The organism is Massilia sp. Dwa41.01b (assembly GCF_014171775.1).
GTDB lineage: Bacteria > Pseudomonadota > Gammaproteobacteria > Burkholderiales > Burkholderiaceae_D > Telluria.
Genome location: NZ_CP050454.1, coordinates 5,019,848 through 5,041,368, shown reverse-complemented (window position 1 = coordinate 5,041,368; position 21,521 = coordinate 5,019,848). Strand labels below are relative to the sequence as shown.

The 21,521-nt window shown below is 67.9% G+C and carries 17 protein-coding genes and 5 pseudogenes; 14 read left to right on the top strand and 8 right to left on the bottom strand.

Annotated features, from left to right (window positions below; translation table 11 throughout):
* Positions 1-140: 140 nt before the first annotated feature.
* The 3 genes from G4G28_RS23245 to G4G28_RS23235 all read right to left on the bottom strand — a co-directional run bounded on the left by G4G28_RS23245 (position 141) and on the right by G4G28_RS23235 (position 3,662).
* Complete coding sequence (locus tag G4G28_RS23245; RefSeq protein WP_182990131.1) at positions 141-1,961, bottom strand: DUF885 family protein; 1,821 nt, start codon at positions 1,959-1,961, stop codon at positions 141-143.
* Positions 1,962-1,972: 11 nt separating this feature from the next.
* Entirely contained in the window at positions 1,973-3,106 is a 1,134-nt protein-coding gene (locus tag G4G28_RS23240; protein WP_182990130.1) for a branched-chain amino acid ABC transporter substrate-binding protein, read from the bottom strand.
* 70 nt (positions 3,107-3,176) lie between these two features.
* Entirely contained in the window at positions 3,177-3,662 is a 486-nt protein-coding gene (locus G4G28_RS23235; protein WP_182990129.1) for an Lrp/AsnC family transcriptional regulator, read from the bottom strand.
* A 146-nt stretch (positions 3,663-3,808) separates the two neighbouring features.
* Between G4G28_RS23235 and G4G28_RS23230 the strand changes: the two genes are divergently transcribed.
* Positions 3,809-5,347, top strand: a complete 1,539-nt coding sequence (locus tag G4G28_RS23230; protein ID WP_183107872.1) for an aminotransferase class V-fold PLP-dependent enzyme — start codon at positions 3,809-3,811, stop codon at positions 5,345-5,347.
* A 169-nt stretch (positions 5,348-5,516) separates the two neighbouring features.
* On the opposite strand, the gene G4G28_RS23225 is transcribed toward G4G28_RS23230, so the two are convergent.
* A complete protein-coding gene (locus G4G28_RS23225; RefSeq protein ID WP_183107871.1) occupies positions 5,517-5,885 on the bottom strand; it encodes a hypothetical protein in 369 nt (122 codons plus the stop codon).
* A gap of 39 nt (positions 5,886-5,924) precedes the next feature.
* Positions 5,925-7,286 (bottom strand): hypothetical protein, encoded by a 1,362-nt coding sequence (locus tag G4G28_RS23220; protein WP_183107870.1) that lies wholly within the window; start codon positions 7,284-7,286, stop codon positions 5,925-5,927.
* A gap of 173 nt (positions 7,287-7,459) precedes the next feature.
* Here G4G28_RS23220 and G4G28_RS23215 point away from each other — a divergent pair, with 173 nt between their 5' ends.
* From G4G28_RS23215 to G4G28_RS27680, 7 genes and pseudogenes are all read left to right on the top strand, one after another.
* Positions 7,460-8,998, top strand: a complete 1,539-nt coding sequence (locus tag G4G28_RS23215; RefSeq protein WP_183107869.1) for a hypothetical protein — start codon at positions 7,460-7,462, stop codon at positions 8,996-8,998.
* A gap of 163 nt (positions 8,999-9,161) precedes the next feature.
* A pseudogene (locus G4G28_RS28700) lies at positions 9,162-9,806 on the top strand (glucoamylase family protein); the annotation flags it as partial.
* Positions 9,746-11,074, top strand: coding sequence for a hypothetical protein (locus tag G4G28_RS23210; RefSeq protein ID WP_183108506.1), 1,329 nt, complete (start codon positions 9,746-9,748; stop codon positions 11,072-11,074). The pseudogene G4G28_RS28700 and the gene G4G28_RS23210, both read left to right, overlap by 61 nt.
* Positions 11,020-11,622 (top strand): hypothetical protein, encoded by a 603-nt coding sequence (locus tag G4G28_RS23205; protein WP_183107868.1) that lies wholly within the window; start codon positions 11,020-11,022, stop codon positions 11,620-11,622. Before G4G28_RS23210 ends, G4G28_RS23205 begins: the two co-directional genes overlap by 55 nt.
* A pseudogene (locus tag G4G28_RS27690) lies at positions 11,535-12,011 on the top strand (hypothetical protein); the annotation flags it as partial. The gene G4G28_RS23205 and the pseudogene G4G28_RS27690, both read left to right, overlap by 88 nt.
* Positions 11,906-12,538 (top strand): annotated as a pseudogene (locus tag G4G28_RS27685) (GH36-type glycosyl hydrolase domain-containing protein); the annotation flags it as partial. The pseudogenes G4G28_RS27690 and G4G28_RS27685, both read left to right, overlap by 106 nt.
* A pseudogene (locus tag G4G28_RS27680) lies at positions 12,424-13,532 on the top strand (GH36-type glycosyl hydrolase domain-containing protein); the annotation flags it as partial. The pseudogenes G4G28_RS27685 and G4G28_RS27680, both read left to right, overlap by 115 nt.
* 137 nt (positions 13,533-13,669) lie before the next feature.
* Here the strand turns inward: G4G28_RS27680 and G4G28_RS23185 are convergent.
* Positions 13,670-13,819, bottom strand: a complete 150-nt coding sequence (locus G4G28_RS23185) for a hypothetical protein (RefSeq protein ID WP_183107865.1) — start codon at positions 13,817-13,819, stop codon at positions 13,670-13,672.
* A 47-nt stretch (positions 13,820-13,866) separates the two neighbouring features.
* On the opposite strand from G4G28_RS23185, the gene G4G28_RS23180 reads away from it, so the two are divergent.
* From G4G28_RS23180 to G4G28_RS23170, 3 genes are all read left to right on the top strand, one after another.
* Complete coding sequence (locus tag G4G28_RS23180) at positions 13,867-14,727, top strand: outer envelope protein (RefSeq protein WP_182990123.1); 861 nt, start codon at positions 13,867-13,869, stop codon at positions 14,725-14,727.
* Positions 14,728-14,915: 188 nt separating this feature from the next.
* Entirely contained in the window at positions 14,916-15,977 is a 1,062-nt protein-coding gene (locus G4G28_RS23175; protein WP_182990122.1) for a sugar-transfer associated ATP-grasp domain-containing protein, read from the top strand.
* A 113-nt stretch (positions 15,978-16,090) separates the two neighbouring features.
* The gene (locus G4G28_RS23170; protein ID WP_183107864.1) at positions 16,091-17,758 is read left to right on the top strand and encodes a CehA/McbA family metallohydrolase; all 1,668 of its coding nucleotides are present in this window, start codon (positions 16,091-16,093) and stop codon (positions 17,756-17,758) included.
* Between the two features lie 283 nt (positions 17,759-18,041).
* Here G4G28_RS23170 and bfr read toward each other — a convergent pair whose 3' ends face one another.
* Together bfr and G4G28_RS23160 are read right to left on the bottom strand one after the other, a co-directional pair.
* Positions 18,042-18,512, bottom strand: a complete 471-nt coding sequence (gene bfr, locus G4G28_RS23165; protein ID WP_182990120.1) for a bacterioferritin — start codon at positions 18,510-18,512, stop codon at positions 18,042-18,044.
* 94 nt (positions 18,513-18,606) lie between these two features.
* Entirely contained in the window at positions 18,607-18,819 is a 213-nt protein-coding gene (locus tag G4G28_RS23160; RefSeq protein WP_182990119.1) for a bacterioferritin-associated ferredoxin, read from the bottom strand.
* 217 nt (positions 18,820-19,036) lie between these two features.
* Here G4G28_RS23160 and G4G28_RS23155 point away from each other — a divergent pair, with 217 nt between their 5' ends.
* The 3 genes and pseudogenes from G4G28_RS23155 (at position 19,037) to G4G28_RS23145 (ending at position 21,447) form a co-directional block, all read left to right on the top strand.
* The gene (locus G4G28_RS23155) at positions 19,037-19,294 is read left to right on the top strand and encodes a FeoA family protein (RefSeq protein WP_182990118.1); all 258 of its coding nucleotides are present in this window, start codon (positions 19,037-19,039) and stop codon (positions 19,292-19,294) included.
* Positions 19,295-19,297: 3 nt separating this feature from the next.
* Positions 19,298-21,182 (top strand): annotated as a pseudogene (locus G4G28_RS23150) (ferrous iron transporter B).
* A 1-nt stretch (position 21,183) separates the two neighbouring features.
* On the top strand, positions 21,184-21,447 hold the full coding sequence (locus G4G28_RS23145) for a DUF6587 family protein (protein WP_182990116.1): 264 nt from the start codon (positions 21,184-21,186) through the stop codon (positions 21,445-21,447).
* Positions 21,448-21,521 lie beyond the last annotated feature (74 nt).

Sequence of the window (21,521 nt, the reverse complement as noted above, 5' to 3'; positions counted from 1 at the left end):
GTCGTCGCTGAGATTGCGCAGCCGTGCGGCATACGGCCTGATGCCAAGGCTGAGGTCGTGTCTGAATGTCAGACCTGACCCCAGCTTTTTGCATTAAGGCTGAGGCCGTGTCCAAATGTCAGACCTGACCCCAGCCTTGATTATTTGCTCGCCGCAATCCAGCGATCCACCTTCTTCTCCAGCAGCGCCAGCGGCAGCGTGCCTTCACCGAGCACGATGTCGTGGAACTTGCGGATGTCGAACTTCGGTCCGAGCGCGGCTTCGGCGCGGTGGCGCAGTTCGAGGATCTTCAGCGAACCGATCTTGTAGCCCAGCGCCTGGCCCGGCCACACCATGTAGCGTTCGATCTGGGCCCGCGATTCAAGCTCGCTGTAGCCCAGCGTATCGCTGAAATACTTGATCGCCTGTTCGCGCGACCAGCCCTTGGTGTGCAGGCCGGTGTCGACCACCAGGCGTGCGGCGCGCAGCATTTCGTCGTTCAGGTGGCCAAAGTAATCCTCTGGCTTGTCGAACAGCCCCATGTCCTTGCCCAGCGTTTCCGCATACAGCGCCCAGCCTTCAGTGAAGGCGTTGTTGCCGCCAAATTTGCGGAAGTTCGGCAGGCCGAGTTCCTGCACCAGGGCGATGTGGAAGTGGTGGCCTGGCTGGCCTTCGTGCAGGAACAGGGTGACCATGCCGGTGCTGCCGTACTGGGTCGGGTCGTTCACGACCGACCAGAACACGCCCGGACGGCTGCCGTCCACCGCCGGCGGCGTGTAGTGGTCCGAGGCCGTGGCGCGGCTCAGTTCAGGTTCCAGGCGCAGGTCCAGCGGCGACTTCGGCTTCAGGTTGAAGATGGCCGGCAGCTTGGTACGCAGCTGGGCGTCGAGCTTGCGGTAGACGTCGATGACTTCCTGCTCGGTTTTGAAAGGCTTGAATTTCGCCTGCTGCGACACCCAGGCCGGCAGGCCGGCGGCCGGGCCCGTATAGCCCATCTTCGGGCCGATGCGGCCGTATTCTCCCTGGATGCGCGCCACTTCCTTCAGGCCGATCTCGTGGATGGCTTCCGGCGTCAGGTCGGTCGTGGTCTGGCTCGCCACGCGCACCTTGTACCACTCGGCGCCGTCGGGCAACGCGTTCCAGCCGCTGGTAGTGCGCGCGGCCGGCAGGTATTCCTTCTCGAGGAAGCTCGCCAGGCGGCCGAGGGCTGGATTGAGCTTGCCGCCAATGGTGTCGCTATACAGCTTGGTCAGCGCGCGCTTGTCGGCGTCGGAAAAACCGGCCGGGAAGTTCTTCACCGGCGTGTAGTAGATGCTGGTGTCGGGCGAGGTCGCCGCCAGCTGCTTGAACTGGGGCAGGGCGGAGGCCATCACCGATTTCGGCTGCACGATGCCGCGCTTGATCCCCTCGCGCATGTTGGCGATGGCCTGGTCGACCCAGGGGGCCAGCTGTGCCAGGCGGTTGGCATAGGCGCGGTAGTCCTTCGGCGTGGAGAGTGGCTGCGCGCCCTGGCCGCTGGCGTAGTTCGCCAGCGTCACCGGCAGGCTGTCCATCTGGCTCACCGGCAGCAGGTGCTCCGGGAAGGGTTCGAAGCGCAGGGCGGTCGCCAGCTCGTAGTCGAGGATGTCGTAGCTGGTCTGGTCGCGCGGGGACAAGGCGTCGCGGTGGATAGCGTGCAGGCGCTTCTGGAACGCTTTATACCGTGCAAACTGTTTAGTCCGTTCCGCTGGCGCGATCGACAGGCCGACCTGGTCGATGAAGCGGTTGTCGCCGCTTTCGCTGGCCGATACCGGATCGAAGCGCGCCAGCGCGTCGTAGTACTCGTCGGCGAGTTTGTTCAGGGCCTTGCCGGCCTGCGGGTTGACGGTCATCGCCTTGGCAGGGGCGTGTGCATGCTTTGCGGCCTGCTGGGCCGCGCCAGCCGGTGCGCAGGCGATGAGTGCGGCGGCGGCCAGGACGCCGAGTTTGAAAGTCTGGTTCATGTCGTATTACCTCAGTAGCTTGCCAGTGGCGCCAGCGCGCCGTTTTTGAATGTGTAGACGGTGACGGCGGTCTTCTTCAGGTTGCCCTTGTCATCGTAGCCATAGGTGCCGACCACGCCCGGATAACTCTGCGTGCGCAGCTGCTGCGCCACCGCTGCCGCATCCAGGCTGTTGGCGCTCCTGATCGCCTGGCCGATGAACATCGTTTGATCGTAGAACGAGGGCGCGTAGACGTCCGGGTCGCGCTTGAAGCGTGCCTTGTACTTGTTGAGGAAAGCGGGGCCGTTCGGTTGCCTGGCGATGATCGCGCCGGCCTGGGCGCAGCGCACGTTTTCGCCGACGAAGGCGCCGCCCAGTTTCGCCATCTCGGGGCTGCACAGGGTGTCGCCACCCAGCAGCGGCACGTTCAGGCCGAGTGCCTTCATCTGGCGCACCATCGGTGCGGCCTGGGGCGCGTAGCCGCCGAAGAAAACGGCATCGACCTTTTTCGCGCGCAGCGCGGTGAGGATCGCTGCGAAGTCGCTTGCCTTGTCATTGGTGAACTCGTGGCCCGCGACCTTCATGCCGGCCGCCTGGGCCTGGCGCTTGAATTCGTTGGCGATGCCGGTGCCGAAGGCCGTGCGGTCGTCGATGATGCCGACATTCTTGAGTTTCAGTTCGCGCGCGGCGTAATTCGCCATGGCGCCACCCACCTGCGAATCGCTGGCGACGATGCGGAACACGCCCTTGTAGCCGCTTTGGGTGATCTTCGGATTGGTGCCGACGGTGGACATCAATGCGCCGGCATCGTTGTAGACGCGCGCAGCGGGAATCGCCACGCCCGAGTTGTACGGGCCCAGCACGAATTTCACGCCGCCGTCGACCAGTTTCTGCGCAACCGTCACGCCCTGCTTCGGGTCGCCCGCGTCATCTTCCGACTGCAGCTCGAAGCGGAGCAGCTTGCCGCCGGCCTTGATTTTCTGGGCGTTGAGTTCTTCGACGGCGAGACGCACGCCATTCTCGTTGTCCTTGCCGGCAAAGGCGTTGGCGCCCGAGAGGGGGCCGGTCACGCCGATCCTGACGACCTGCTCCTGTGCATACGCTGCGTGCGAGGCGCACAGCAACGCGGCCAGCGCCAGCGGCGCGATGTTCATTTTCGATGGCATCAGCCTGTCTCCGTTTGTAGTACGAACGGCCGCCATCATCGCACGAATCAGCTCAGCGGTGGAGCGGCACTCAGGCAGGCAAACCGTGCGCGATCAGCTCCAGCGGCAGCGCCGTGGTGCACTTGATCTGCTCCATCGAGAAGGCCGAGGACACGCCGCTCAGCTGCGCGGTCTTGATCAGCTTCTTGTAGAAGCGGTCGTAGCCGGCGATGTCGGTGGTGGCCACCTTCAGCAGGTAGTCGACGTCGCCGCTCATGCGGTGAAATTCCAGCACCTCGGGCAGGGCGATCACGGCGGCGGCGAAGCGTGCCAGCCATTTTTCGTCGTGTTCGGTGGTGCGCACGCTGACGAACACCGTCACCGGCAGGCCGACTTTTTCGCGGTTGACGATGGTGACGCGGCTTTCGATATAGCCCTCTTCCTCGAGGCGCTTGACCCGTTTCCAGCAGGGGGTGCTGGACAGGCCGACCTTTTCGCTCAGACCCGAGATCGACAGGGTGGCATCGGCCTGGAGCGCAGCCAGAATGGCGCAATCAAATTTGTCTAGTGAATTCATTTTAATTATAGGTCACTAACAGAATGTGCATGCTAAAAGTAGGCGAAATTTAGCGAATTTCAGAACGCGCCACCCGCCTCGTCTATGTAACATATTGCTTAACAATAACACGATCTTGACGCCTGTTTGTGCTTTTTACGAGAATTATGCATAGCGAAATCTACCTCGATGCGAACGCGACTTCGCCGATCCTGCCTGCCGCGCGCGAGGCTGCCCAGGCGGCCTTGTCCGACACTTTCGGCAACCCCAGCAGCAGCCATGGCGCCGGCCTGCGTGCCCGTGCCCTGCTCGACGATGCACGCGAGCGCGCGCGGCGCGTGATCCAGGCCGGCAACGGCCGCCTGCTGTTCACCAGCGGCGCCACCGAAGGCATCCAGACCGCCGTGCTGTCGGCCCTGTGCGCCGTTCGCGCACGCCGCGCCGCCGGCCTGCCTTGCGGCGATTTGCTGGTCTATGGCGCGACCGAGCACAAGGCCGTGCCGGAAAGCCTGGCGCACTGGAACGCGCTGTTAGGCACTGGCTTGACGCTGCAGGCCTTGCCGGTCGATGGCGACGGCCGCCACCGCCTGGATGTGCTGCGCGAACTGATGCCGCGCACCGCCCTGCTGTGCACGATGGCGGCGAACAACGAGACCGGGGTGGTCTCCGATCTGGGCGGCATCGCTGACGTGCTCGAGGCATGTGGCAGCGGCGCCCTGTGGCTGGTCGACTGCGTGCAGGCGCTGGGCAAACTGCCGCTGGCGCTCGAACGCACACGCATCGACTACGCGCCCTTTTCGGGCCACAAGCTGTATGCGCCGAAGGGCGTCGGCATGCTCTACGTACGCGAGGGGGCGCCCTACACGCCCCTGATCTGCGGTGGCGGCCAGGAGGCGGGCCAGCGCTCCGGCACCGAAAACATGGCGGGCATTGCCGCGCTGGGCGCCGTGCTGCGCGCGCTGGAGGAGGGCGGCACGTTCAAGACGACGGCCCAGCTGGCGGCTGCGCGCGCGCCTGGCGATGGGGCTGCGCGCCGTCTTCCTGACCTTGTCTTCAATGCGCCTTTCGAGCACGCCCTGCCGACCACGCTCAACTTCTCGGTGCCGGGCATGTCCGGCAAGGCGCTGCTCGACCTGTTCGACGCCGCCAACCTGCGGGTCAGTGCGGGATCTGCCTGCTCGGCGGGGCAGGCGGCGCCCAGCCACGTACTCGTGGCGATGGGTTTGCCCGCCTGGCGCTGTGCCAACGCGGTGCGGCTGTCTTTCGGACCGCTGGCCGACGACGCTTTCATCGATGCGGCCTGCGCACGCATCGCGCATTGCGGCCGGGCGCTGGGCGCCGCGCCGCCGCCGGCGCAGTGCGCGACAGTGGATCCCGTCGTGCCGGAGACAGGGCAGGGCAGCGTGACGGCGCTCGATCGCGATGAGCTGGCGTGCTTCCTCGACCGGCATCCGGGCGCGCTCCTGCTCGACGTGCGCGAAGCCTGCGAGCACGCGGCCGGCGGCGCGCAGCTGGCCGGGCGCGCAACGCGCAACCTGCCGCTGTCGCGCCTGGCCGATGAGGGAGAGTGGCTGCGCGATGAAACGCGGCCGCTGGTGTTCTTCTGCCGCAGCGGCAAGCGCAGCGCCCAGGCGGCGCGGCTGGCGCTGGCGTTCGGGCAGCGCCGGGTCTGGCACCTGGCCGGTGGCCTGGCCTTGCTCGGGTAGGACCGCCGACGACACCTCTGTTCGTTATCGCACGGTCTCTCAGCCGCGGATCTTCTAGCATGAGAAGCGTCGTGCGATGGGCCCCCGGGGGGCCATCGGGCCGCGCAAGGCATGGCCGTACCGGCCGCACGCGATCCCATCGGGCCGCATCGGTCGGCACGCACGCTCATCATCGAGGCCCCTGTTGAACGAAGATCCGCAACCCCCATCCGAGGTGCCGCGCGCCCCACGCTCCCACGCGCATGCGGCGGGCGGCGCGGACACGGCGCCGCTGCGCGCCGAGCGTTTCGGCGCGGCCCGGATGGCGGTGCATGGCAGCAAGCTGGCAAGCCGCCACGCGGTGACGGCCGGAGGCGAGGCCGAGCCGCTGCTGGCGCGCCTGGTGGAGAATGCCGCCTTCCTGGAGGGGACCAGTGCCACGCTGGCGCACGCCGCACGCATGGGCCAGGTCTTGCCACCCGCGGCCGAGGCGCTGCTCGACGCTTACCAGCTGATCGCCGAACAGATCCGCCTGGCGCGGCGCTACCTGCTCGCGCACGGCACAGGCGGCTGGCCCCTGCTGGCGCCGCCGTCCGCTTCAAGCTGTCCACGCGTCTACCAGCTGGCGCTGGAACTGGTGGCGCATGGCGACGGCTGCGTCGAGCACGAAAGCCTGGTGCGCTTCCTTGCCGCCTACGCCGAAGGAGCGCCGCTGCAGCTGGCCGAACTGGACGCCATGCCGACGGTGTTGCGCCTGGCCCTGGTCGAGAACCTGCGCCGCCTGGCCGCGCGCCTTGATGCCAGGACCGGCGACGAGGCCGACGATACCTCCCTCGCCAACAGCATCGCCGGCCTCGGCGGGCTGGACCGCATCGACTGGGACGCCCTGGTCGAGAACATGAGCGCGCTCGAACGCACACTCTGCCGCGACCCGGCCGGCGTGTATGGCCGCATGGACCGCGGCACGCGCAGGCATTACCGGGCAACCGTGGCCGGCCTGGCGCGCCGCGCCGGGCGCGACGAACAACTGGTCGCCGTGACGGCGCTGGCCCTGGCCAGTGCCTCCCGGTTCGGGCAGGACGGCGACATGCGCACGCGCCACGTCGGGCATTACCTGGTCGGGGAGGGCTTGCCGGTCTTGCTGGCCAAGCTCGGATTGAACGATACCCGCCCGCGGCGCCGGCTCGCCTTGGGTGGAAGCATGCTGCCGGGCGCACTCGCCGCGCTCACGCTGCTGTTCACGGTGGCCGTGCTGGTACATGCCTACGGCGACGGTGCCGGCATTGCGACCCTGCTGGCGCTTGGCATGCTGGCGCCGCTGGGTCTGGGCGAACTGGCCCTTGGCCTGCTGGTGCTGATGCGTGCGCCGCCGCTGCCGGCGCCGCCCCTGCCGCGCATGGATTGCAGCGCCGGCATTCCGGCGGACGCCGCAGCCATCGTGGTGCTCTCCACTGCGCTCGACAGCGTCGACGACGTCCAGGCCGCGTGCCGTGCACTCGAAGCCCATTACCTGACCAACCGCGATCCGCAGCTGCGGTTTTGCCTGCTGAGCGACTTCACCGATGCGCCGCTGGAGACGATGTTCGGCGATGCCGAACTGCTGGAGGAGGCACGCACCGCGACCGCCATGCTCAACGGGCGCCACGGCGAAGGCTCCGCTCCCTTCCTGCTGCTGCACCGCCCGCGTACCTGGAGCGAAACGGAAGAGGCATGGATCGGCCGCGGGCGCGATCATGGCCGCCTGGCTGACTTGCACGCCTTCCTGCGTGGCGGTGCGCGCGAGCGCTTTGTCCTGGTCGAAGGCGGCAATGCCGGTCTGGCGGCGCTGCGCCACGTCGTCGTCCTCGCGCCCGGTGCGCAACTGGGCCACGACAGCGTACGCCAGATGGTGGCGGCACTGGCGCATCCGCTGAACCGTCCGCTGCTCGATGCTGCCGGCCGTCATGTCGTCGCCGGCCACGGCTTGCTGCGGCCGCGGGTGGTGCCGGCACTGCCGGGCGAGCCGGTCTCGCGCTACGAGCGCGTCGGCGGCGGCGCCGGCAGCGATCCACTTGCCGCCGCCTTGCCCGACAGCGCCGCCGACAACACGAGCGACGGCATCCGGGCATCTACGACGTCGACGCCGTCGAGCGCGTGCTGGGACAGGACCTGGCGCCGGAAGCCGTGCTGGCGCACGGGGTACTGGACAGCTGGCGCCTGCGCTGCGCGCAACTGGAGGACGTCCAGGTACACCTTCCCGCGCCGCGGCGCTACAGCGACGATGCCGGCCGCCGTCACCGCCACATCCGCGGCGCCTGGCAGCTGGCCGGCTGGTTGCGCAGGAACGGGGCCGGGCTGCCGCCGGCGGCACGCTGGCAATTGTTCGACAGCCTGCGCCGCAGCCTGGTGGCGCCGGCCCTGCTCGCGCTGCTGGTCCTGTGCTGGGCGCTGCTCTCAAGCCCTGCGTTCTGGAGCGCGGCCGCGCTGGCGGTGTTCTTCCTGCCGGCGTTTGCCGCGCTGCTGCTGGCGGCGGCCGACAAGCCTGGCGACATGCTGTGGCGCCAGCACCTGGCCAACTGGAGCCGCAGGGCGCGCGCGGCGTTGCGGCAGGCGGCCATGCGCACGGCCTTCCTGCCGCACGAGGCCTGGTACAGCCTGGACGCCATCGTGCGCAGCAGCTGGCGCCTGCGGGTCTCGCGCCGCAAGCTGCTGGAGTGGCGCTCGCCCAGCTTCGTGCGGGGCAGCACCGACGTGGAAGCGAACTGGCGCAGCATGTGGTTCGCGCCCGTGCTGGCCGTCGGCAGCGCGGTGCTGCTCACCTTCCTGCACCCGTTCGCGCTGTTCGCAAGCGCGCCGCTGCTCCTGCTGTGGTTCCTGTCGCCGCTGCTGGCCTGGTGGCTCAGCCTGCCGCTGGGACGGCGCCAGCCCGGCCTGCGCGCCGGTCAAACCGAGTTCCTCGCGAAGCTGGCGCGGCGCACCTGGCATTTCTTCGACACCCAGGTTGGTCCGCAGACGAACTGGCTGGCACCAGGCAGGCTGCAGGAATATCCGCAGCCCACGCTCACCCACGCGACCACGCCGACCGACATCGGCCTGGGGCTGCTCTCTGGCCTGGCGGCCTGGGATTTCGGCTTCATCGCCACACGCGAACTACTGGAAAGGGTGGGCGGCGCCTTCGACAGCATGGCCCTGCTCGAACGCCATCGCGGCCACTTCCTGGCCGGCTACGACACGCGCACGCTGGCGCCGCTGCAGCCGCGCGAGGTGGTCACAACCGACAGCGGCAACCTGGCCGCCCACCTGCTGACGCTGGCGGGCGGACTGGAAGCGCTGGCCGACGCGCCGATCGCCGGCAGCCAGGGGCTCGACGGCATCCGTACCACGCTGCCCTGGTCGAGGAGCACGCGACCGGTGCGGTGCGACCGGTGCAGGCCGCCATCGAGCGTTGCCGCGCCCAGCTGTCGCCCGAGCGCTGCCGCAACAGCGGCACCCTGCCGGGCCTGGCCGACTGCCTGCAGGGGATGGCGCACGCCGCCGCGGCGCTGCTGCGTACCCTGCCGCCGGATGCGCCCTCCGTGCTGCGCACCTGGAGCGAGCGCCTCGATGCCCAGTGCGCCGCGCTGCACGCCGACCTGCTGGCGCAGGCGCCCTGGATGCGCGCGGTGCAGGAATATGTGCTCGGCGCCAGCCTGACGCGCATCCCGACGCTGCGTGAACTGGCGGCGTACCAGCAGGAACCCGGCGCGGACGATGCGCAGCGCCTGCTCGCGCGCATGGTGGAGGAGGGCGCCGCCACGGGCGCGCGCGCCTGGAGGACATCGCTGAACTGGTGCGGCGCGCACGAGAGTTCGCGGAGATGGAGTTCGCTTTCCTGCAGCGTCCTGACAATGGCCTGCTGGCGCGCGGCTGGCAAGTCGACGAAGACCGCCTCATGGAGGCAGGCGACGGCCTGCTGGCTTCGCAGGCGAGATTGGCCAGCTTCGTCGGCATCGCCGCCGGCCAGCTGCCTGCACGGCACTGGGCTGCCTTGAAGCGGCCGCTATGCGTGGTCGATGGCGAGCAGCTGCTGCTCTCGCCCGCAGGCGCCCTGTCGGACTACCTGGCGCCTCTGCTGGTCATGCCGCGCTATCGCGGCTCGCTGTTCGATCAGGCTTGTCATGCGATCGTGCGTGTCCAGGTCGAGCATGCGCGCCGTCATAGCCTGCCCTGGGGCATGTCGGAATCGGCCTGCAACAGCGTCGACAGCGCGCTGCAGTATCAGACTGGAACCTTCGGTGTGCCGGGCACGGGCTGCGCGCGCGGCAGCGCCGACGCCAGCGTGATCGCCCCGTACGCTGGCATGCTGGCGCTGATGGTCGCACCGCAGTCGGCCTGCGCCAACCTGGAGCGGCTGGCGCAGCTGGGCTGCATGGGCGAATTCGGCTTCTATGAAGCGCTCGACTGCAGCGCGGCGCGCCTGCCGCGCGGCCAGCGCCATGCGGTCGTGCGCGCCTTCGTCGGCCAGCACCAGGCGATGGGTTTGCTGGCCTTGTCCTGGCTGCTGCGCGAGCGCCCGCTGCAGCGCCACTTCGAGGCCGACGCGCGCCTGCGCGCGAACCTGCTCCTGCTGCAGGAACCGGTGCCGGAGAACGGCGCCTTCGCCGCGCCGCGCTTCGAGCAGGAGGCGGCGCAGGCTGCGCCACGCCAGGCGCATGTGCCGGCGCAGCGCCTCGTGCACGGGCCAGGCGCGACCCCGGTGCAGCTGCAGCTGCTGTCGAACGGCCGCTATCACGTGATGGTGACGAGCGACGGGGCGGCTACAGCGCCTGTGGCGATCTCGCCATCACGCGCTGGTGCGGCGACGGCAGCGGCGCCGACAGCGGCCTGTCCTGCTGCCTGCGCGATGTCGACAGCGGCGCCCTGTGGTCGGCCGGCTGGCGCCCGACCCTGGCCGTGCCGGATGGGTACGAAGCCTGCCTGTCGGAAGGACGGGTGGAACTGCGCCGGCGCGACCACGACATCCTGCTGGCCACCGAGATCGTGGTCTCGCCCGAGGACGATATCGAACTGCGGCGCATGCGCGTCACGAATGCCTCGAGCGCGGCCCGCACCCTCGAGCTGACCAGCCACGTGCCGCTGGCCTGGCGCAGCGCCGGCGCGGCCGATGCGCTCCCTGGCCGGCACTTCCTGCAGACCGAAATCCTGGCCGAGCGCGGCGCCATCCCGGGTACACGCCGTCCGGCGCGGCTTGACGAAACCGCGCCCTGGCTGCTGAACCTGATGGCCATGCACGGCGCCGCGGCGGGGCGACGCCTCGTACGAGACCGACGGCACCGCGCCGTCGGTGGCGACAGGCCCGCTCGGGGCCATGCCGGTTTGGTCGCCGACCCGGTATGCGCGATCCGGCGCGTCCTCACGCTGGCCCCCGGCGAGGAAGCCGTGGTCGACCTGGTGCTGGGGGTGGCCGCCACGCGCGACGAGGCGGTGCGCCTGGCCGACAAGTACCGCGCGCGCGTCCAGGCCGAGCGTGCCTTCGACCTGGCCTGGACCCACAGCCAGGCCTTGCTGCGCCAACTGGGCGCGGCCGAGGCCGACACCCGGCTGTACGCGCGCGCCTGGCCGGCGCCGTGCTCTATCCCGAACGCGCGCTGCGCGCCGACCCGGACATCATCGGGCGCAGCAGCGCGGGGCGCGACAGGCTGTGGCCATATGCGATCTCGGGCGAGCTGCCGCTGGTGCTGGCCCATGTGCGCGACGGCGCCGGGCTGGCACTGGCGCGCGAGCTGGTGAAGGCACATGCCTGGTGGCGCCTGCACGGCCTGGGGGCCGACCTGGTGCTCTGGTATGGCGACAGCGGCGGCTACCGCCACCAGCTGCACGAGGACCTGATGGGCATGATCGCCACCCACAGCGAGGCCCGGCTGCTCGACCGCACCGGCGGCGTCCACGTGCGCGCTTTCGGCACCATCCCGAACGAGGACCGGGTGCTGATGCAGGCGGTCGCACGCGTGGTCTTGTTCGACAAGCGCGGCGGCCTGGCCGAGCAGCTGCGGCGCGCCACGGCGCAGGCGCCGGCAGCGGCAGCGGCGCTGCCGGCGACACCGCTGGCGGCGAGCGCCACCGCATCCACCCGCGACCCGGCGCCGCCCGGTCTGCTGTTCGATAACGGCATCGGCGGCTTCAGTCTCGATGGCCGCGAATACCTGATCCGCACGGCGCCCGGCCTGCAGCCGCCGGCGCCCGGTGCAACGTGCTCGCCAATCCCTCGTTCGCCAGCATCGTCGCGCACAGCGGCCAGGCCCATACCTGGAGCGGGGACGCATTGGCCGGCCGCCTGACGCCGCATCCTGACGATACGGTCAGCGGCAGCGGCGAAGCGTTTTATCTGCGTGACGAAGCCAGCGGCGCGGTCTGGTCGCCGAGCGCGCTGCCGGCACCCTCCGGCGCACCTTACTTGACGCGCCATGGCTTCGGCTACAGCATCTTCGAGCACGAAGCGCACGGAATTGCTTCGACGATGACGAGTTTCGTCGCGTTGGAAGCGCCGCTGAGATACACGGTGCTGCGGGTACGTAACGACAGCGACGCGCCGCGCCAGCTGTCCATCACCGGCTATGTCGAGTGGGTACTGGGCACAGGGCGCGCGCAGGCGGCACCGCACGTGCTCAGTGCGCGCGACGCGGCCAGCGGGGCGCTGGTGGCACGCAGCGCCTGGAGCGAGGAATTCGCAGGCCGCGCCGCCTTCTTCCACGTCGATGCGTCCCAGGCTGCGTTCACCTGCGACCGCCTGGGTTCCTCGGCCGCGCCGGCAACCTGGCGCAGCCCGCGGCCCTGGCACGCAGCGGGCTGGCAGGTGCGCTGGGCGCCGCCCTCGACCCCTGCGCGGTGCTACAGGTGGGCTTCACTCTGCAGCCGGGCGAGCAGCAGGAGTGGGTGTTCCTGCTCGGCGCCTGTGCCGAGGCTGAGCTCGCGGAGGTGGTGGCGCGCCACCGCGGCCTGGCCGCCGCCACCGCCGCACTGGAGGCGGTGCACGGCTACTGGCGCGGGACCCTGGACGGCTTGCAGGTGGAGACGCCCGACCCGGCGCTCGACCTGCTGGTGAACGGCTGGCTGCCCTACCAGGCGATCGCCTGCCGCCTGTGGGCACGTACGGACGGCCGCGCCGGCGACGGCAGCTGCCGCTTCGGCGACGTCCTGCAGGACGCGATGGCGCTGGTGCACATCCGTCCCGAGCTGCTGCGCGCGCAGCTCCTGGCCTCTGCCAGCCGCCAGTTCGTCGAGGGCGATGTGCAGGATTGGTGGCAGCCGTCCAGCGGCCGCGGCGGCCGCACGCGCCCCCGAGCGATGCCCTGTGGCTGCCGCTGGCGCTGTGCCGCTACCTGCGCGCCGGCGGCGACGCCGCCGTGCTGGACGAATCCGTGCCCTACCTGGAGGGGCGCCTGCTGGAGCCTGGCGAAGATGCCTGCGTCGACCTGCCCGGCCAGGCCGACGAAGCCGGCTCGCTGTATGAGCACTGCGTGCGCGCGATCCGGCGCAGCCTGCAGGTGGGCTCCCACGGCCTGCCGCTCATCGGCAGTGGCGACTGGGGCGGCCTGCTGGGCCGCGTCGGCAGCGGCGAGCGCGGAGAAAGCGTCTGGCTGGCCTTCTTCCTGGTCGAGGTGCTGGGGGGCTTTGCCGGGCTGGCCGAGCGCCGCGGCGATTTCGGCTTCGCCATCACCTGCCGCGCCGCGGTCCTGGCGCTGCAGGCGCGGATCGAGGAATACGGCTGGGACGGCGCCTGGTACCGGCGCGCCTACTTCGCCGACGGCACGCCGCTCGGGTCCGCGGAAAGCGCGGCCTGGCGCATCGACGGGTTGACCCAGGCCTGGGCGACCCTGTCGGGCGCGGCCGAGCCGGAGCGCGCGGCGCAGGCGCTGGCGGCGCTCGATACCCAGCTGGTACGGCGCGACCAGGGGCTGGTGCGCGCTTTCGATCCGCCCTTCGATGCCGACGGCCGCGATCCGGGCCGCATCCTGGCTTTCCCGCCGGGCAGCAGCGAGAACGGCGGCGAGGATACCCAGGTCGCACTCTGGGCCGCGATGGCCTTTGCACGCGCCGGGCAGGGCGAGCGCGCCGGGAATTGCTGCACATGCTGAACCCGATCCGGCGCAGCGCCACGCGGGATGCCGTGGCGCGCTACGGAGCCGAACCGTATGTGAGCGCGGCCGGCATCGACAGCTGCACGCCGCGTATCGGACGCGCAGGCGGGAGCTGGTACACTGGCTCGGCCGCATGGATGGTCCGCCTGATCGTCGAGTCGCTCCTCGGATTGGCGCGCGTCGGCGAGCAGCTGGTGCTCGCGCCCGTGCTGCCGCCCGCCTGGCCGGGCTTCCGGGTACGCTACCGCTACGGCGGCACCACGGGACATCGAGGTGCGTGGCGGGGGAAGCCGACGCGCTGCTGGTCGATGGCCGCCAGGTCGAGGGCAGGTCCGTGCAGCTGCTGGACGACGGCGCGCCGCACCACGTCCAGTTGCAGGTCGCGCGCGGCCAGCATCACCCTGTTGGAGCAAATACCGAAGCAACCCAGTCAAAGGGCTCACCATGACCAAGACCATCCTGCTATCTGCTTGTGCCACTTTCCTGTTCACCTGCGCCGGCGCCCAGGCCGCCGACTGGAGCGACACCTCGATCAGCTGGCGCTACGGCACCCGTTTCGCCGAACCGTTCAACCCGACCGACATCAAGAAGCACATCTTCGCGCTGACCCACGCCAGCGGCTACAAATACGGCAGCAACTACTTCAATGTGGACCTGCTGCAGTCCGACGAAAACGATCCGGCCTCGCTGACCCAGTCCGAAGGCGCGCAGGAAGCCTATGTCGTCTACCGCCACACGCTCGACCTGGGCGCGCTGGCCGGGCGCGAACTGCGCTTCGGGCCGGTGAAGGGCGTCGGCCTGACGCTGGGCGTCGACTGGAACACGAAAAACGACGTCGGCTACAACTCGCGCAAACGCATGCTGGTGGCCGGGCCTACCCTGATGTGGGACGTGCCGAAGGGGTTTGTGAACACCAGCATCCTGCTGCTGCGCGAGAGTAATGCGCCCAGCGGCGCCTTCCCGCCCATCTCCCAGGTCAATGGCCGCTACACCTACGACACCCACGCCATGCTGTCGGTAAGCTGGGCGCTGCCGCTGGCCGAGCGCATCGCCTTCGAGGGCTACGGCAATTTCATCGGAGCCAAGGGACGCGACGAAACCGGCAACCCGACCGGCGCCGAAACCAATGTCGACATGGCGCTGATGTACGACGTCGGCAGCCACTTCGGCCAGCCGAAGAACCGCTTCCGCCTTGGCCTCGAATACCAGTTCTGGAACAACAAGTTCGGCAACACGGCCGCCACCCCGGGCGGCCGCGGCCAGCGCGCCAGTACCCCGATGGTGCGCGCCGAGTACCATTTTTAAGGGGGCTGCTGCACCCTGCCGCGGGCCACGGCCGCCAGCCACGGCATCGCCGCGGCCCCGCTCCTCTCTACCGTGCCGAGCTATTGCGTATAGGAATGGCATAATATTGCGACAATTTTTGGGGAATGCCAGTCGCAGCGGCCATTCGCAGCGTGGGGCCTGGTAGATAAGGATGTCGAATGCAAGTCGTGAAAGATATTAGACGTGCCTGGGCGCACCTGAGCTCGGGCAAGGGTGGGCACGCCTACCTGCCGTTCTGGCGCCAGTCGCTCGAAATGGGCGCGCTCTTCCTGTTGCGCGGCATCGGCCCCGGCTACTACCTGCAGGCGCGCTGGTGGCGTCCCTCGGTCCCCTTCGCCGACAAGTGGGCGCACGTCAACAAGAAGGAATACAACGCCTTCATCGACCGCTGGAACCGCCGTCCCTACCAGAAAAGCTCGCAGCACAAGGTCATCGAAAAGGCGATCCTGCAACTGGTGGGTGTGCCCACGCCCGAATTCATCGGCTATATGCACGCCGAGCGCGGCGCCCTCGCCGACGGCCGCCCGCTGCGCACCCAGGCCGACCTGGAAGCGCTGTGCCGTGGACTCGTCGGCAAGAAAATCTGTTTCAAACTGGTCGAAGGCTATGGCGGGGCCGGCTTTGCCGCCTTCGAAGTCGGCAGCGATGGCGGCACACCGACGCTGATTCATCCGACGACCAGCGCGGTGACGAGCGTGGCCGACTGGTGGTCCCAGGCCGGCGGCAGCCGCGACGGCTACATCGTCGAGCACTACCTGCCCCAGCATCCGGTGTTATCCAGCATCCACCCGAATTCGGTGAACACGCTGCGCATCTGGCTGTACCAGGCGCGCGGCGAGGCACGCATTGCCGGCGCTTTTCTTCGCGTGGGGCGCAAGGGCAGCCTGGTCGACAACACCAGCAGTGGCGGCGTGTTCTGCCCGGTCGAGCTGGAAACGGGCGTGCTCAGCTATGCGGCGAACGCCAGGAATCCGCTGGAAACCATGGATGTGCACCCGGATACGGGCGGGCAAATCAGCGGCGTGCAATTGCCTTACTGGCGAGAGTGCCAGGAAGTGGCGATCCGCGCATTGCAGGCTTTCCCGCACGTGAACGTGGCCGGCGTCGACGTCGCCATTGCCGTCGATGGCCCGCGCATGATCGAACTCAATGTCCGCCCGGACCAGATCGGCTGCGCACGGATCAACCTGCCTTTGAAGCAGGTCGACCGCTGGATGCGCGCCGCCTGAGATTGCCGGCCCGGTCGCCCCGGCTGTTATTTGTCAAAAAAGATATAAATAATGACAAGTTAGGGAGGGATTGGCGCAAGTCCCGGTAGTGATGCAATTGCAACAATTGCATCATGAAAACCCTATTCCTCACCTCATCCCTCCTGCTGTCCCTGCTGTGCGGCTGCGCTTCCCTGGCAGGGGCCACGCCGGACGAGCACAGCGAATTCGAAGCCACGCTGCATGCGCCGTTTCTCGGGGCCGACCCTGGACGCAGCGAGGCCCGCACCTTCACGCTGGCGTTTGATTATCCGAACGCGCGCGCGGCGCAGGTGGTCGACTGGCAGCTCGAACTGATCTCGCCCGCCGGCCGCGTGCTGCGCCGCTGGCAGGGCAGCACGCCGCTGGCGCGGGAGCCAGTGTCCGTTCCCGTGGCCTGGTCGGGGCGCGATGCCGGCCAGCTCGCCGCCGGCGTGTATTCGGTGCGCCTGCGCGCCGGCAGCCGCGGTGCCACGTCGAACGCGCCGGCCCAGGACGTGCACGAACAGACCTGGCAGATCGACATCGGCAAGCTCGCGACGCCGCCGCTGCCGCGTTTCGCCCCGCTGCCAGGTAGCGGCCCGACGGTCGCTGCCACGCCGGCTGCGGGCGCGCTGCCGTACACGGTGTATCTCGGCAACCTGCACAGCCAGACCAACCACAGCGACGGCGGCGCCGAACTGTCCGACTGCAAGGGCGCCAAGGAACCCTTGAGCGCAAAATATGGGCCGGACGCCGCCTTTGCCTATGCGCGGGAGCACGGCCTGGACATCCTCGTCGCCTCGGAACACAACCACATGTACGACGGCTCGGACAGTACCCGGCCTGAAGCCGATGCCGGCGCCGCCAGGGCCCTGTATCGCAAGGGCCTCGACCTGGCCGCCGCGTCGAATGCGCAGCATCCGGAATTTCTCGCCGTGTACGGCATGGAATGGGGCGTCATCAATGGGGGCGGCCACCTGAACATTTTTAATAGCGAGCAGCTGCTGGGCTGGGAAAAGAATGCCAAGGGCGAGCTGCTGGCCGATGTGGCCACGCCGAAGGGCGACTACGCTGCGCTCTACACCCTGATGCGCGCACGCGGCTGGGTGGGGCAGTTCAACCATCCGGCGCTGAATGGCCAATTCAGCGCCGGCGGCCAGTCGCTCGGCTATACGCCGGACGGCGACGAAGCCATGGCCCTGTGCGAGGTCACCAACAGCACCGCGTTCTCGACCAACGACAGCGAAACCGAAACCCGCCGCAGTAATTTCGAGGCCGCCTGCAACAAGGTACTGGAAGCGGGCTACCACGTGGCCTTCAGCACCAACCAGGACAACCACTGTGCCAACTGGGGCAGCGCCTTTTCCAATCGCACCGCGGTGCTGATTCCGACCGGTACGCCCCTGAGCCAGGCCAGCTTCATCGAGGCGTTGAAGGCAAGGCGCGTGTTCGCCACCATGGACAAGGGCTCGCAGCTGGTGCTCACCGCGAACGGGCACCTGATGGGCGAACGATTCAACAACAGCGGGCCATTGACGCTGGTGGCGAATTTCGCCAGCTCGGCGGGCAAGCAGGCAGCGTCGGTCGCGATCATGGAAGGTGTACCGGGGAGGGGCGGGGTGGTGACGCAGATGTCGGGCGACGCGGTGACGACCTTCACACCGCCAGCCGGACCCCATTTCTATTATGCGAAGGTGACGCAGACGGACGGCAAGGTCCTGTGGTCGGCGCCGGTGTGGGTGATGCAGGAAGGTCCCTCACCGCGCCCGTCAGGGGCGTAGGGTAGGCAGGTTTCCTGCCTACGCGTTCAACCGGTACTTGATCGGGTACATGCGTTCGGGCTGATCGGTTGTGGTTGAACGCGTAGGCGGGAGACCCGCCTACCCTACTGTGGTCGGCGCCGGTGTGGGTGATGCAGGAAGGTCCCCCACCGCGTCCGTCAGGGGCGTAGGGTAGGCAGGTTTCCTGCCTACGCGTCCAACGCGCGTTCAATCGGATGCGAGCGTTCGGGCTGATCGGGTTGTGGTTGAACGCGTAGGCGGGAGACCCGCCTACCCTACGACATTACTCGACCATCTGGCTCTGCAGGTAATTCTGGATGCCGACCTTGACGATCAAGTCGAGCTGGGTCTCGAGCCACTCGATATGCTCTTCGGTGTCTTCGAGGATGACGAGCAGCAGGTCGCGCGAGACGTAATCGGCGGCCGCTTCGCAGGCGGCGATGCCTTCCTTGACGGTCAGCTGGGCGGCGCGCTCGAGCTTCAGGTCGGCGGCCAGCATTTCCTCGGTGTTTTCGCCAATCAGGAGTTTATGCAGCGCCTGCAGGTTGGGCAGGCCGTCGAGCATCAGGATGCGGTCGATCAACTTGTCGGCATGTTTCATTTCGCCGATCGATTCGTCGTATTCCTTCTTGCCGAGCTTGAAGAACCCCCAGTGGCGGTACATCCGCGCGTGCAGGAAGTACTGGTTGACGGCGGTGAGCTCGTTGGTCAGCTGCGCGTTGAGCAGCCGGATGACGTTGGGATCGCCCTTCATGATATGCCTTGTTGTTGTGGTATCGGTTACCACAATCATAGCAAAGCAGGGCAGGGCGCGCGGCAGAATCGCCGGCGCCGCGAGAGACGGCGGATCAGGCCGGTTGCGACGATTGGCGGCTCAGTTCGGTAACAGTCGTCTTGCTGTCGAGGGCTTCATGCAGGACTTCACGGGCATAGCTGATGCATTTGCCGCAGTCGGTGCCCAGGCCCAGTTCCGCGCGCAGGGCGGCAATCGAGGTGATGCCAAGGTCGACGGCCTGGCGGATTTCACGGTCGGAGATGTTGTTGCAGACACAGACGATCATCGAGATGGCTTCCTGGCATTGTCAACTGAATAATGAGAATCGTTCTCATTCGTGTTCTATTTTGCGGAAACTTTTGGACGAACGCAAGCGGTTTTGTCGTGTGATCGTTTCTGCAAATAGAAATAATTCGCATTTAGGTTTATGATGCTAGTATCTGTCTCATCAGCGCTACATATGCTGCGCTAACTCATCACCGTTCTCCTTACGGACCGCCGCCATGACTCTCGCTCCCACCTTGACTACACTCGATGCCCTGAAGGCCGGGCAGAGTGCGACCGTGATCCATATCGCCCCCAGTGCCCAGGGCATGGCGGACGTACCGCGCCGCCTGATGGAGCTCGGTTTCGTGCCGGGCGAACGCATCCGCATGCTCAAGCGCGGCCTGCCGGGCGGCCCGGTGGCGGTGAAGGTCGGCGAATCGACTTTTGCGCTGCGCAAGTTCGAGGCGGCGCTCGTTTCCATCCAGCCGGAATAATCGATGGGTGTCATGGAACAACAGGTGGCGACGGGTTCGCCCCTGATCGCATTGCTGGGTAATCCGAACTGCGGCAAGACCGCCCTGTTCAACCGCCTGACCGGCGCGCGCCAGAAAGTCGCCAACTACGCCGGCGTCACCATCGAACGCAAGGAAGGCAGTTTTACTTCTCCCGCCGGCCGCGCGCTGCGCGTGCTCGACCTGCCCGGTGCCTACAGCCTGTCGGCGCAAACGCCGGATGAAGCCATCACGCGCGATGTCGTCGCCGGCCTGCGCGCCGGCGAGCGCGCACCGGACGCCGTCGTCTGTGTCGTCAACGCCACCAATCTGCGCCTGAACCTGCGCCTGGTGCTGGAGATCCAGCGCCTCGGCCTGCCGATGCTGCTGGCCCTGAACATGGTCGATGTCGCGAAAAAGCGCGGCATCGAGATCGACACGGTAAAGCTGTCGCGCGAGCTGGGCATGCCCGTGGTCGAGACGGTGGCCATCCAGGCCGGCGGCGAAAGCGCATTGCTGGAAGCGCTGGACCGCATGCCGCTGGACGCATCGGTCCAGCCGAAAGCGCTGTCCGCCATCGATACCGTGCCGGTCGAACAGACCCAGCGCGAAGTGCGCCGCATCCTGGCCGCCTGCACCAGCCACGCCCACGACACCGGCAACCTGTCGGAGCAGATCGACCACGTGGTCCTGCATCCGGTGGCCGGTCCGCTCATCCTGGCCGTATTGATGTTCGTGATCTTCCAGGCCGTGTTCAGCTGGGCCGAAGCGCCGATGGACCTGATCACGAATACCGTCGACAGCATCGGACAATGGATTGGCGGAGCGATGAGCGAAGGCCCGCTGCGCAGCCTGATCGTCGACGGCCTCATCGCCGGCGTCGGCGGCGTGCTCGTGTTCCTGCCGCAGATCCTGATCCTGTTCTTCTTCATCCTGATCCTGGAAGACTGCGGCTACCTGCCGCGCGCCGCTTTCCTCCTCGACCGGATGATGGGCGGCGTGGGGCTGTCCGGCCGCGCCTTCATTCCGCTCTTGTCCTCGTTTGCCTGCGCGATTCCCGGCGTGATGGCCGCGCGCACCATCCAGAATCCGCGCGACCGCCTGGTAACGATCATGATCGCGCCGCTGATGACCTGCTCGGCGCGCCTGCCCGTGTACGCCCTGATCATTGCCGCCTTCATTCCCGACCGCCAGGTGGGCGGCTTCATGAATTTGCAGGGCCTGGTGCTGTTCGTCCTCTACGCACTCGGCATCGTCAGCGCGATGCTGGTTGCCTGGTACATGAAACGCCGCAGCGGCAGCGGCCAGCATCCGCTGATGCTGGAACTCCCGGCCTATCACTGGCCGCACCTGCCGACGCTGGCCCTGGGCCTGTGGGAACGCGCGAAGATCTTCCTGATGCGCGTCGGTACCATCATCCTGACGCTGATGGTGCTGGTCTGGTTCCTGTCGAGCTTCCCGGGCGCGCCCGAAGGCGCCACGCAGCCGCCGATCTACTACAGCGTGGCCGGCATGCTGGGCCGCGCGCTGGCGGTGATCTTCGAGCCGATCGGCTTTGGATGGCAGATCTGCATCGCCCCTGGTGCCCGGGATGGCCGCGCGCGAAGTGGCGGTCGGCGCGCTCGGCACCGTGTACGCGCTGTCCGGTTCCGGCGACGACGTCGCCAACACGCTGGGGCCCCTGATCGCCGGCTCCTGGTCGATGGCGACTGCATTGTCGCTGCTGGCCTGGTACGTGTATGCGCCGCAGTGCCTGTCGACGCTGTCGGTGGTGCGCCGCGAAACCGGCAGCGCCAAATACGCCTGGATGATGGCCGGCTACATGTTCGCGCTGGCCTACGCCGCTTCCTTCATCACCTACCGCGTCGCGCTGGCACTCGGCGGAGGCTGACATGTGGCAGGAACTCGTCGTCGCTCTGGTCGTGGTGTGCGCCGCCGTCTACGTCGGCGCCAAATACCTGCCGGCCGCGTGGCGCGTGCGCATCGTCAACCGCCTGTCGACCGGCGGGGCGGAGTCGAAGCTGGTGCGCTGGCTCGATACGGCCGACAGCTGCGGGGGCGGGTGCAAGAGTTGTAATACCTGCGAGACGCCGGAGGAATTGACGCCGCCGCCAGGTAACAGCCATCGCGTTATTAAAATCCACGACAAGAGATAACCGTAGGGTGGAGTCCCGACTCCACGCGTTTCACCGCCGGCAAATGTTACCGGTTCCACTCGTCCGATTGACGT